Origin of the sequence: Mongoliitalea daihaiensis (genome assembly GCF_021596945.1) — a bacterium.
Lineage (GTDB): Bacteria > Bacteroidota > Bacteroidia > Cytophagales > Cyclobacteriaceae > Mongoliitalea > Mongoliitalea daihaiensis.
In genome coordinates, this window is sequence record NZ_CP063779.1 from 4,319,617 (window position 1) to 4,331,951 (window position 12,335).

15 protein-coding genes and 1 pseudogene are annotated in these 12,335 nt (G+C 36.9%); 6 read left to right on the plus strand and 10 right to left on the minus strand.

The window, feature by feature from the left end:
* Positions 1-112 precede the first annotated feature (112 nt).
* The 5 genes from IPZ59_RS18245 to IPZ59_RS18265 all read right to left on the minus strand — a co-directional run bounded on the left by IPZ59_RS18245 (position 113) and on the right by IPZ59_RS18265 (position 3,343).
* A complete protein-coding gene (locus tag IPZ59_RS18245) occupies positions 113-754 on the minus strand; it encodes a porin family protein (RefSeq protein WP_236137481.1) in 642 nt (213 codons plus the stop codon).
* 2 nt (positions 755-756) lie between these two features.
* Complete coding sequence (locus IPZ59_RS18250) at positions 757-1,215, minus strand: hypothetical protein (RefSeq protein WP_236137482.1); 459 nt, start codon at positions 1,213-1,215, stop codon at positions 757-759.
* A 145-nt stretch (positions 1,216-1,360) separates the two neighbouring features.
* Entirely contained in the window at positions 1,361-1,864 is a 504-nt protein-coding gene (locus tag IPZ59_RS18255) for a helix-turn-helix domain-containing protein (protein ID WP_317208022.1), read from the minus strand.
* Positions 1,865-2,187: 323 nt separating this feature from the next.
* The gene (locus tag IPZ59_RS18260; RefSeq protein WP_236137484.1) at positions 2,188-2,820 is read right to left on the minus strand and encodes a MutS-related protein; all 633 of its coding nucleotides are present in this window, start codon (positions 2,818-2,820) and stop codon (positions 2,188-2,190) included.
* 289 nt (positions 2,821-3,109) lie between these two features.
* Positions 3,110-3,343 (minus strand): DUF1016 N-terminal domain-containing protein, encoded by a 234-nt coding sequence (locus IPZ59_RS18265; protein WP_236137485.1) that lies wholly within the window; start codon positions 3,341-3,343, stop codon positions 3,110-3,112.
* A gap of 984 nt (positions 3,344-4,327) precedes the next feature.
* Between IPZ59_RS18265 and IPZ59_RS18270 the strand changes: the two genes are divergently transcribed.
* Both IPZ59_RS18270 and IPZ59_RS20360 read left to right on the plus strand, forming a co-directional pair.
* The gene (locus tag IPZ59_RS18270) at positions 4,328-4,630 is read left to right on the plus strand and encodes a hypothetical protein (RefSeq protein ID WP_236137486.1); all 303 of its coding nucleotides are present in this window, start codon (positions 4,328-4,330) and stop codon (positions 4,628-4,630) included.
* Between the two features lie 14 nt (positions 4,631-4,644).
* Positions 4,645-5,013: a transposase gene (locus tag IPZ59_RS20360; RefSeq protein ID WP_394800719.1), complete on the plus strand. Its 369-nt coding sequence runs from the start codon at positions 4,645-4,647 to the stop codon at positions 5,011-5,013.
* 133 nt (positions 5,014-5,146) lie between these two features.
* Here IPZ59_RS20360 and IPZ59_RS18275 read toward each other — a convergent pair whose 3' ends face one another.
* The 4 genes from IPZ59_RS18275 to IPZ59_RS18290 form a co-directional block, all read right to left on the minus strand.
* Positions 5,147-5,440, minus strand: coding sequence for a Fic family protein (locus IPZ59_RS18275; RefSeq protein ID WP_317208053.1), 294 nt, complete (start codon positions 5,438-5,440; stop codon positions 5,147-5,149).
* 56 nt (positions 5,441-5,496) lie between these two features.
* Positions 5,497-5,751: a hypothetical protein gene (locus tag IPZ59_RS18280; RefSeq protein ID WP_236137487.1), complete on the minus strand. Its 255-nt coding sequence runs from the start codon at positions 5,749-5,751 to the stop codon at positions 5,497-5,499.
* The gene (locus IPZ59_RS18285; protein ID WP_189582589.1) at positions 5,744-5,965 is read right to left on the minus strand and encodes an antitoxin VbhA family protein; all 222 of its coding nucleotides are present in this window, start codon (positions 5,963-5,965) and stop codon (positions 5,744-5,746) included. The genes IPZ59_RS18280 and IPZ59_RS18285 overlap by 8 nt, the downstream gene beginning before the upstream one ends.
* Before the next feature lie 218 nt (positions 5,966-6,183).
* Complete coding sequence (locus IPZ59_RS18290) at positions 6,184-6,972, minus strand: hypothetical protein (RefSeq protein WP_236137488.1); 789 nt, start codon at positions 6,970-6,972, stop codon at positions 6,184-6,186.
* A 128-nt stretch (positions 6,973-7,100) separates the two neighbouring features.
* On the opposite strand from IPZ59_RS18290, the gene IPZ59_RS18295 reads away from it, so the two are divergent.
* From IPZ59_RS18295 to IPZ59_RS18310, 4 genes and pseudogenes are all read left to right on the plus strand, one after another.
* A complete protein-coding gene (locus IPZ59_RS18295) occupies positions 7,101-8,783 on the plus strand; it encodes an IS1182 family transposase (protein ID WP_236137489.1) in 1,683 nt (560 codons plus the stop codon).
* Between the two features lie 254 nt (positions 8,784-9,037).
* Positions 9,038-9,454: a site-specific integrase gene (locus tag IPZ59_RS18300; protein ID WP_262912231.1), complete on the plus strand. Its 417-nt coding sequence runs from the start codon at positions 9,038-9,040 to the stop codon at positions 9,452-9,454.
* Entirely contained in the window at positions 9,451-9,873 is a 423-nt protein-coding gene (locus IPZ59_RS18305; protein WP_236137491.1) for a tyrosine-type recombinase/integrase, read from the plus strand. Before IPZ59_RS18300 ends, IPZ59_RS18305 begins: the two co-directional genes overlap by 4 nt.
* A pseudogene (locus IPZ59_RS18310) lies at positions 9,863-11,020 on the plus strand (IS91 family transposase). Before IPZ59_RS18305 ends, IPZ59_RS18310 begins: the two are co-directional and overlap by 11 nt.
* A gap of 287 nt (positions 11,021-11,307) precedes the next feature.
* On the opposite strand, the gene IPZ59_RS18315 reads toward IPZ59_RS18310, so the two are convergent.
* Positions 11,308-12,207 (minus strand): hypothetical protein, encoded by a 900-nt coding sequence (locus IPZ59_RS18315; RefSeq protein ID WP_236137492.1) that lies wholly within the window; start codon positions 12,205-12,207, stop codon positions 11,308-11,310.
* Positions 12,208-12,335 lie beyond the last annotated feature (128 nt).

Here is a 12,335-nt window from a genome sequence, read left to right on the forward strand (position 1 = left end):
CATGAAAAGTCCTCTATAATAGGATTTAGGTATCATAGCATAATGACCTGCAGTTGAATACTACAGGTCAATAAAAAAATTTTGGATTACGTCAACCAATATGAAATCCAAATCAAATTTTTAATCCAAATGTCAATTGAAGCCATTGATTTTTATATCTAGGCACTGTAGTCGACCCATCACCGTGATTGTTGAGTAAATCATATCCAAATCTTCCAGAGATCACAAAGCGATTAATATTGAGATCTACTCCGCCTACAAAACCTAGGACATTTTTTCTTGCCTCTATTTTCTCAAAGGCTTCCTCTTGTTCAGTGCTATTGGAACCAAAAGTATAGGAGTTATGCTCTTTGAATAAGTGAGAAAACTGGGGCCCTATTAACAAGGTTACAAATCGAATAGGCTTCACTTGCAGTTGAAGCGGAATATCAATAAAAGTTGAGGTTCTGGAGAAAGAATAACCTGTCCCCAAGAGTGTACCGTTACCTTTAAATCCTTTTCGAGAAAGCAACAGTTCTGGTTGAAATCCGAAGTATTTACCTAGAGGAATCCCTACAAACAGACCGCCGGCAAATCCAGTTTTGGCATCTGCTCTGAAATCTTGACCTTGCGCATCCCATACGTTAGAACGATTCAGGCCCACTTTCAATCCTGCTGTAATCCGTTCCCTGTTGTCATTACCAGAAGTTTGAGCGGTGGACTCCAATACTAAACAGCCCATACATACCCCGAGTATTAAAAGTATCTTCTTCATAATCAGCGTTCGTTTTCAGGTGTTTTAATAAAATCACTGATTGCATTACCCAAATCTTCAAAATCTTGATTCACCTCCGCTTTAAACTTCAGCCAATCACTTCTCCTCGAATTATCAAAAGCCTCCACTCGCTTTTTTAAATCCTTATTTCGATTTTCAAAAAGTCTAATTTCAGCAGCAAAATCACTGCTAGACGATTTCTTTTCTTCTATTATTTTTGATTTTAACTCAGAAATAAATTGATTATTCTTTTCTACTTTGAGTTGAGTCTCATTTTTAAAGTTTTCAAACTCTAAAATAAAATCTCTTTCCTTGATAAGTAAAGCAACTTCAGCATTGATTTTGGCTAACCTCAGCCTTTCCTTTTCTTGTTCACTTTTTTCTGATGATTGTGAGCAGCTTGCAAGCAGCAATACTATTACTAGAAATAAGGGCAACCTTTGAACAACATTATTTTTCATGGCTCTCTTTATATAAGCAGTAATTCGTTTTACTGAGAGGTCAAAGTTCGCCCAAGTACTTCATAGAACTGTTATATAATTATTTCAAAAAGTGTCGTATTTATCTGATTAAACAAGTAGCATGCATATTTGAGATAAAAATGATTTAAATTTTCTCCAACTCTATCCGTTTTCTGTATTGCCTTAGCTGTTTAAAATAACTTGGCGTCAGACCAGTTAATTTTTTGAATTGAGCGGAAAAATGGGCCACACTCCTGTAGTGCATCAGGCAAGTGATTTCCTTGATGCTTAACTCATCATAAAGCAATAACTCTTTGATTCTTTCAACTTTGTGATGAATCACAAATTGCTCTATAGTTAGTCCCTTTACTTCAGAAAAAAGACTAGATAAATATTTATAATCCATACCTAACTTTTCCGAGATCACAGAGGAAAAATTCAATTTTGGTGTCTCTTCCGAGTAATGTACCATTTCAATAATGTGATTTTTGATTTGCTCAATCAGCTGGGATTTCTTATCATCCATTAATTCTAAACCTGATTTTAGCAGAGCCGCCGCAAACTTCTCTCTATTTTGTTCGCTAATCTTTCCCAAAAATTCAACAACTCCCAAATCTATTGCAACCTTTTCTATTCCTATATTTTTCAATTCCTCTCTTACCAACATTTTGCATCTCAAGCTAACCATGTATTTGATGTATAGTTTCATAAGAAAATATTAGAGTTTTAGTTATACTAAATGACAGCAATTTGTAAGGTGAAATGAACTACCTATTTTTTTGTAATCATTTGAAAATCAATGTAAATATACATTTCATATATTCAATAGTACTCACTTGATTAATTAAGTAATCAACTCCCTAATCTACAAAATACCCAAGTGATTTGTTGGAGGAATGAACGTCAGTCATTGGTAATATAACTAAATTTCTCCAAATGTATATACAGGTTGATGTCTCTATTTCCATCAGTTTAATCAATACGAAAAAATACCTTAAGAATTAATTTTTTGGCTTCTGCAATAACTTCTTCGGGGTACCCTGATTGCTCTAGTATCCTAATAGCATTACTTGTTTTTAATGGACCTTCTTTTAAGGTATGGTCAAAGTGAAGTTTATTTTCGTTAATTGTTTCTGTGAAATGATATAAATCGTATTCTTTTTTAAGCATCTCTGCCAATTCAATATCATGGGTAGAAACAATTACAATATTGTCGTTGCGATTTAAATAGGATAAAATTGACTTGGCAGCAGCAATTCGCTCTACAGTATTTGTCCCCTTGAAAACCTCGTCTAGCAAAAACAAGTTTTGGTTGGGTAATGTTACTTGGCTTAATAGTGAGGACATAATATTAACCTCTTGAAAATAATAGCTTTTGCCATCAAGCAAATTATCGTCTATTCTGATCGATGAAAATTGTTTCAAAAGAGGTGTAGAAAAATTGTCTGCAAAGCAAGTATAAATCGTTTGGGCTAGTATGGAATTAATTGCCAATGTTCTTAAAAAGGTAGACTTACCTGACATATTCGAACCTGTTATTAAAATGCTTTTTCCATCTATTGTAAGATCATTTTTTACACAATCTTCAATCAGTGGATGAAACATTCTTTTTTCGTCAATATTTTAGATACGTTAATTAGGATATTCAATTGAGGGAAAGAGCGCAGAAACTGAAATGTATTATTCTTATTCCAATAATGAACGAACATATTGATCGCAAAAAGAAAAAGTAGGGCAATGATCAATACAGGAAATTTAAAAGACAAAGTGAGTAAAATTACAATGACGACAATATTTAAGAACAGGATTTTATACCATTTAGGTTTTTCTAACGGTTCCCCATTTAATAAATCAACAATAAAATAAGCAACGTAATGATTAAGCTTAATCAGCTCTAGCTTCCAAAACGCTTTTCTAATTGTCGTGACAATGTAACGACTATTTCTTTGCCATATTCGGCACGTCTATGTTCTAAAATGAAATCATTAACCCGCTTCCCTACTTGCCAAAAAAGCAATGTCATTGCACTATTTACTTGAGAAAGTACCTTGTAATGCCCTTGCTCGATGAGGTTACTGATTTCATCATACAAAACTACTTCCGGCCGTAAATCACTTGTTTCAATCATTCGTAAATATTTTTTTTCCAAATATAATCTATTGCGGTAAGGTGGTCTTGCTTTTTTGCATATGCCCTAACGGGATTCAGCTTGGAGACGGCGGGCCTGTCTTCCGCCAGGCCATAGCCGTCAGGCTAATGGGCCTGAAATCAGAAGTCTGAGCTGATTTACAAACAAAACGTAGATCCCCCTTGGGATCTTTCGTCCTTTTGCTCATATTTGTATAAGTTTTTAGTTATTTTGAAAAAGGCGGCTCAACTTGGTCGTTATCCGCCTTTTTCTTCTATAAATATAACAATATTTTTACAGTAAAGGGAAGAAAATCAAGGAAATTTACTTGAAAAAGATCAGATTTTAAGGGAAAAATTTCATAGTTTCTTTAATCCAAAAACCATTAACTCAATCGCCTCTGAAACTCGTTTCTGTATCAGGAAGTCTAAACTTGACGGTTTCGGGTTCCTGCTTAGTTTGATGTTTTCGTATCAACGGGGAAAATTTTTCAGCTTATTGGATATGGCCTCCTTTCTGTTTGAGCAGTTCGGTATCAATATTACAAAGCAATCCTTACACGATCGATTTACAGCTCAAGCAGTATCATTTTTAAAAGATGTCTTGACATACTTTTGTTTCAAAAGATTAGATATCAGGGCAATAGAGAACTCCTTACATCCCATTTTAAAAGAATCAGGATCAAGGATTCAACCAAGTTTTCTCTCCCTGACCCTTTTTCGGAAAAATATAAGGGATATGGCGGAGCCCTTAGCCAATCATCATCAATGATAAGTATCCAATATGAATACGATTTCATTAGCGGTCAAAGTATGGATCTGAGACTGACCTCTGGGGTATTGAACGATCAGTCAGACTCAGCGGAATTTACTCATGATATATGTGAAAAGATCTTTTTTTAGATATCTGGTATATTCTACCATGAATTTTATGACAATGGTCAATTCTGAGTGAGACTATTTTATCAACAGTTTGGTGACACTGGTGAATTGCTATCTTGATTTGGATTCAGAGGAACCTGTAGACTTAAAAAATCACCTTCACAAACTCAAAAAAAATCATCTTGACTATATTGAAGTCTCTGTATACTTAGGTAAAAAGGAGCGTGTTCCTGCGCGTTTGGTTCTTTCACTTGCCAATGAAGAAACCTATCAAAAAAGACTAAAAAAAACAACCAAACAAGCAAGGTCAACAGGACATAATGTTTCTGAAAAGTTTAAAATCAAGGCCAGACTCAATATTATGGTTACCAATGTTCCGTCTGAGGTACTAAAACCAATGAAATAAGAAAAGTTTACGCTATGAGATGGCAAATAGAACTCATTTTCAAGACTTGGAAATCTTTGGTTACGATAAATGAGTTTAACAGTAAAAAAATTCATAGGTTTGAATGTCAGCTTTACGGAAAGCTAATTTGGGTAATCCTTAATCTAAAGATATTCAACTGTTTACAAGAGCAGATGTATGGTAAATATAAGATACTATGCAGTATTTGGAAATACTTTAGACTGATACAAAACATCCAAAACTTTCTAATAAAAGCAGTTAAAAACCAAAACCAGCTCCGACTTTTGATTAAAAAATTGATCGATTATGCTCCAAAAGCAATTTATCTTGAAAAAAAGAAAGGAAAATTGGCTCTTGAACATATAATTAACCTCTTAACCTGACGGCTATGTCCGCCAGGCAGGCATTCGGAGCCGTTCTCTTCCAGTCTACTCCTAACTTCTTAAAGATACTGATTTTCATAGTTACTCTGAACCGCCCCCTGTCTTCCAAGGTGATGTTATGCACTGTTCTTTTTCATTTTTTTGAGGCAATAAGTTCAAAAATCAATTCTTTCAATATTTCTAAATCACTCTCTATTGTTCCTTTCATATATCTTTCAAACACACTTTTATTGTCCGGAGGGTTTAGGTTCAGAATCAACCCTTTTTCCAAGGCCAATAACCTTAAAAACTCTCTTTGTGCACGTCCGTTACCTTCTCTAAAGGGATGAAAATAATTTACATTATCTAAAATTTCGGCTAACTTCTCTGCTAATTCTTTTCTTCTGTTTTTTCGAATTTTCTTGTAGTCAGCTATTAAAGAATTAATGTAGCTACTGGCATTATCAAAATGGGTGGTGGGAAAAAATTATTTTCCATCTTTACTTATTTCCACAACCCTCTTTTTGCCAGCCCAGACATATATGTCTTGAAACAAATGCTTGTGAATATCAAAAGGTTTTCAATTCCTTTAATCTTAATGGGATTGTTGTAAAGTTCCTGAAGTCGTTTTGTCACAGCTCCACTTTCAACAAAAAGTAATACATCTGGGTCTGTAATTCCCGGAATATTTTTTAAAATTCCTGTTTTTGGGTCTACATAAGTATAATCAAAATCTATGTACTTATAGGAATCAGACATAAGCCCTTTCTTCCGCAAACTTCACTAATTCACTTAATGAAATTTTTCCTGATACATAATCCCTGATTATTTCAACCCCTTTGGGCGTAGGTTTAAAACCCTCAAACATATTACTTCCCAAAGCATTTGCCGTGCTTTCTAATGTCTTTAAATCAGAAAATTTCACTCCCATTATCGTCAGGTTATTCCTATCAATTTCGATTGTAGCAAACATATGTTTTGATTTTAAACCTTTTACGAATTTACAAAATTTCCGTCATTATATTCTTAGGTTCTTCTTTTTTAGAATAGTGCATAACGGGATTCAGCTTGGAGACGGCGGGCATTCGGAGCCGTACTCTTCCAAGCTTACTCCTAACTTCTTAAAGATACTAAATTTCATATTCACACTGAACCGCCCGCTGTATTCCAAGGTGATGTTGGCAGCTGGCTTTATTCCCACCAATCCTTCACTTTACCTTTATCTTCTTTTCTTACAATTGCTTTGTTAGGAATTTGATTATTTAAGGATATGTCCATCCATCCTTTCTTCCAATATTTCTCAGATACATTAAATTCACCCACTCCAATATCAAAGTCTTTATTTGCTTTTGGCACTCTGTAGTCAGCCCAATTACAAATCTTCTTTTTATCTGTTGAGTAGCTTTCCCAAATTCCAACAAAAGCATTATTAAAATATCCATCTGAAATGAATTCAATATTATCATATTCTATCTGATTCTTTGAATTCAAATACCATTTAGTATAAAGTTTACCTTTAAAAACCCCACTGTGAGTTTGTTCTTTATTCTCTTTAAAACTGTAATCAGCAATTAATACACCTTGTGAAATAATTCCCTCCTCTGCAAATTCATCGTCAACTCCATAATTGAGCTCCTTAACTTCATAAATTTCGACCAAACTTATTGTGCCTTGAAAATCACAGATTGTTTCATTTACATTTGACTTCCCAACAACTGAGTATTCAATATCTTTTCCGGGTATTTTTTTAATTGTTAATAGCTTTATTCTTAATCTTTGATGATCTTCTCCTATTATTCCATAAACATTGCTGTTTTCTGTCTTCAGCCAAAGATTTGAAAAATCAAATTGAACGTATTTACCTAAAATATTTTCTGTCAGTAATTCACTGCCCAGCATAAAGTGATTCAGAAACTTTTCACTTTTCTGAGCAAACGAAACATTCGTTAAAAATAGTAATATGATAATTGTTCGTTTCATTTTTAAGCTTGATGCCAACGTCAGACCGTGAAAAAAGTCTCTCATTTTTCTTAGTTCAACGGTTTTTCATTTCCTCTAAAATTAGTAAATTTAGTTGTATTTGTTTTGATGACCACTAACAAATTTCAATGCACCACATCCTAGGAATAGACCGGTTTCAATTGACCTTCTCCTGTTTGGAAGATGCCATTCCCAATGACAATCCCGTCAGAATAATCGATGCCTTTATTGATATGCTTGACCTGGAACTCCTGGGGTTTAATTCAAAACCTACCGATGAAGAACAGACCAAAAAACATAATCCCTATCTCGACGGAAGACCTTCTTTTGAACCTAAAATTCTTCTTAAGCTTTATTTTTACGGCTACTTTAACGGCGTCCGAAGCAGCAGAAGACTTGAAAAAGAATGCCTTCGAAATATTGAAGTCAGATGGCTCATCAATGGCCTTGCTCCCAACTACCATACCATCGCAGACTTCCGTAAAATCAATCCCAAAGCTCTCAAAAACTGCTTCAAACTCTACACAACTTTCCTGCAGGAAGCAGGTCTCATAGGAGGAAAAACCATTGCAGTCGATGGTAGTAAATTCAGAGCTTCCAACAGCAAGAAAAACAACTACAGCCAAAATAAAATAGACAGGCATCTCAACTATATCGAACAAAAACTCGAAGAATACCTCCAACAACTAGACCAAGCTGACAGTCTCGAACTATCCGAACAAAGCATACAGCTCCTCGAACAAAAAATCGACTACTTCAAAAACAACAAAATCAATTATGAGCTCCTTCAGGAACAGCTCAAACAAAGCGGGGATACCCAACTAAGCACCACAGATCCCGATGCTAGGGCACTGCTCGTACAAGGACAGGTCGTTGAGGTCTCATATAACGTGCAGGCAGCAGTCGATGACAAACACAAACTCGTCGTAGCTACACATGTCATTAACAAAAACGATAGAAACGCCCTCCATGACATCGCTTCCGAAGCCAAGGAAAACCTCCATTCGGATGGTTTCACTGTTCTCGCAGACAAAGGATATCACAACGGAAGAGAATTACAGGATTGCCAGAACAACGGAATTCAGACCATTGTAGCCCCCAGTGAAATAGTCAACTCCAATAAATTTGGAACAACAGAAGAGTACCTCGTTACCAAATTCACCTATAATCCAGACAACGATACCTACACCTGTCCGCAAGGTAGTACACTTACATCCACAGGAACATGGCACAAAAAAACCAGAGAAAGAGACCATCACCTGTTCAAAAAATACAGAACCCCAGATTGTAAAACATGTCCGGTCAAACATCTCTGTACAGGAAGAAAAGACGGAGGTAGGGAGATAGAAAGAAGTGAATATGCAGAAGCAGTTGAAGCTAACCTCAAAAACCTCCAAGGAAACAAAGAACTGTACAAAAGGCGACAGATGATAATCGAACACATCTACGGAACTGCCAAAAGAAAATGGGGATTTAATTTTACTGACCTCCGGGGATTGGAAAAAGTAAACGGTGAGTTTGCACTCATCATGACAGTCTACAACCTCAAACGAACCATTAACATCCTCGGAATACCTGAGCTCTTACAACTAATCCAAAACTGGAAACCCGACTACAAAAGGGTTTCTTTGGCCTTAAAATCAAGCCTTTTTGGTCTATTCAAGGCCCTATTGGCCTTTAAAACTTTAATCTATAAAACTAACGAATTAAACTTAAAATTGACTCAGGTTCAAGATTACCTCTCTACGAACCCCCTATACTCCTCAGAAATGCGGTTTTTTCAAAAAACTGAAAGTTTTTTCACAGCCTGACGTTTTGGCGCTTGGCGAAGAAGCGGATTTCGAAGCACTAAACTGTCTTCCAGCACTGAACTTGATACGAAGCAAAAAACTTCATTTAAGTACTGAAGCCGCTTTTTTGCCAAACGCCTGTTGAACTGACACCCTACGGGTGAGCGATTTACCTAAATTCTACTTATTTTTAGTTATATCAAAATCTTTCATCATGAAAACTCAAAAAAAACACGCTGGGCACCGTAGCCCTCAATGATTCCGCTCAGGGGTATTTGCTAAAACTCGCTTCTTTCCTAGAAGCAAAAGCATATTCCCCCATGACCATCCGCAACTATATGGCCGAAATGCGCTTTATTTTTGCCTATTTCAATCATCTCAATCCTGAGCAGCTCACCCAAGATCACATCGCCTCCTACATCAACTACATCAAAAAAGAACATGCGGTGGGTAGAGATAAATGTAGAATGACAGCCCAAAGCTGTAGCTTCTTTTTTAAACACATTTTGCCTTCGCCCTACGTAGTGCCTCACGCTCTCTATCCCCGAAAGGAGTTCAGGCTTCCTGAGATTCTCACCCAAGAGCAGATCAGTCATGTAATCCAATCTACTACCAATATAAAGCATAAAGCCATCATTGCTCTGTTCTATGGAACAGGGATCAGGCTGAGCGAACTTCGTTTCTTGAAATGAAACATATTTCTCGGACAGACATGCAGCTCAAAATTGTGGCTGGTAAAGGTAGTAGGGACAGGTTTACAATCCTTCCTGCTGCCGTTCTTCCTCTACTCGAAGCATATTACAGGGTACACAAGCCGAAAGTCTTTCTCTTTGAAGGACAAACTCCAGGCAAAGCTATGAACGACCGCTCCATACAGCATGCCATCCGCATGGCCATGAATCAGGCGGGCTTTGAACAGTATGGTTTTTCTGCACATTCTATCAGGCATTCCTTTGCTACACACCTCTTGGATGCCGGTACGGACATCCATACCATCAAGCAGCTACTTGGACATTCCAAGATAGAGACTACCATGATCTATCTCCACCTGACCAAACAGCGCAGGGATAAACTCGTCTCTCCTCTTGACCTGCTCGGTCATGGAAACTGATGTTTCTTTTCAGTCCCTGTTCAGGCATCAATCCATCTCCAACTTCAATCCTTACAGCAGAGCGGTCTTTGCCGATCTTACTGCCTGTCATACCGCCGCAAAAGGGTATCACCTCAGCGGGTGCAATGAGCTGCATTGTGGAAACATCGCCCATAGATACCATTCCTGCGGCAACAGGCACTGCCCCAACTGTGGAAGCATGAAAAGGGATGCCTGGATTGAGAGTAGAATGGACGAACTCCTACCTACCGCCTATTATCACATTGTCTTTACCCTGCCACATGAACTCAATCCAGTATTCATGGGGAACAGAGCTAAGCTATTCGACCTTTTGTTTCTGGCAGCTTCCCAAACCCTGCTCAAGCATGCAAAGATGCCTGAATACCTTGGTGCCGAACCGGGGATCACAATGGTACTGCACACATGGGGACAGGATCTTAGTTTTCACCCTCACGTCCACTGCATCGTCAGTGCCGGAGGATATGACGGACAGAGATGGTAGGTAGATGCCAAACGCAAAAACAACCGATTCCTTTTTCCACAGAAAAGTATGGCAAATATATTCAAAGCAATCTTCATGGAAGGGTTGGAAAAAGACAGCTCAATTGGCTGGATTGGAAATAAAAACAGCTTACTGAAAGCCATAAGGTTCAAAAAATGGAACGTCTATGCCAAAGCTCCTTTCGGTTCGCCTGACAGGGTAGTGGAATATCTTGGACGTTACACACACAAGATTGCCATCACCAGACACCGAATCCTTGAGGTCAACGCAACACACATCAAGTTCAAATACAAAGACTATTCAGACGGTTCCAAAACAAAACAGATGTGGCTTACCCATCAGGAATTCCTTCGACGGTTTGAGCAGCATATATTGCCAAAAAGGTTTGTCAAAATCCGACACTTCGGATACCTGAGACTACAGGAAAAAACTGAACGGTTGGCACTGATACGGTCGTCACTTAATATGCAACCAGCCAAACCCAAAGTCATCATCCCATTCCAGATCAGAATGTTTGAAAAATACGGCAGGGATATCCACAAATGTCCCTGCTGCGAACATGGAAGAATGGAGACCATCTTTGATACTAGGGACAAATCAGGAAGAAAGCCAAAACCTCTTAAACCAAATCCCGCACCTTCTTGATCCAATTTCTGGATCCAAGAAATCAAGGGTTGGGTCCAAGACATGCCGAAAATTCAAATCCCCAGGTGTTGGGTGGGGGAAGTCATGCCCAAAGCAAAGCAAAAACTCCCAAAGTCATCGAAAAACAGAAACAACCGCTTCCTAAAATCCACCAACCCGCCTACTATTCCACCTAGCAAGACCTTCACCCTGCGAATGTCAGTCAACAGCCACTAGCAAAAAGCCCTGATAGATTTTTTCTCCTATCAGGGCTTTTTTTCGAGGACTTTTCTCTAGTGGGCTAAATGTTAGCTGCTGTTTTTCTTCTTGTTTTGTTTTTCAAATTCTTGTTTTATGTCCAATTTAAAGTTCTGGTATTTCTTATGTCCAATTTTTTTTCTAGTTACTTCAATCGCTGAAATTTGTCCCTTATTATCTAATACAACTTTCAAATAATCGCCTGATGTTGTCCATCTACTTTCAATGCGTTCTTTCAAAGTGCCGTTTTTATTGTAATATTCTGTCCACCGAAGTTTCTGCCCATTTTTTTCAACTATGTCTTTGTCGCAAAATCTTTTTATTTCTGTTATGTAGTTATTAGTGTCAGTAAATAAAACATCAAATAAAGTAGCATTTCCATCAGAATTTGTGTCAGAGTAAAGCTCTTTGAATTTCTTTTCGGTAAATGTTTTATCTACATATTCAAGACCTTTTATTTCCAAATAAGTCTTAATTTTATTTAATACATTTTTTTCTTCTTTTGTCAATTTTTGAATTGGTCCAAACTCATAGTAGTTTTCTTTTTTGCTATAAGTCATATAATAACAATCGTATGTATAACAAGGGATAACATCTGAAACGAATAAAGTCATAATTCTTGCTGTCCCGCTACATTTTAAAGCTAACTTTTTATCCCAATCAAATCCTTTGTCAATGCCTTGGTTAAGTAAAATTTCAATAGTCCAACTCAAATCTCCAATCCAATTCCAATCAATTTGGTCTGCTTGATTGTCTTTAATCCATAAAATTACATCTTCAAAAAGATTGAATTTAACTTCATTTGGATTAGAAACAATATTTGAGATTTCCTTTTTCCACTGTTTGTAATTTTTGCCTTTGAATTCATAGGACAATACTAATTCTTTGATAGGTTGTCTGTCCTTACCAAAGTAATGTTTTGCTTGTCGTATAATTTCAGGTTTAGTCATTTGTCAATGTGTAGGGTCTGATAAAATAGCAGCTAACGTCAGACCGTGAAAAAAGTCTCTCATTTTTCTTAGTTCAACGGTTTTTCATTTCCTCTAAAATTAGTAAATTTAGTTGTATTTGTTTTGAT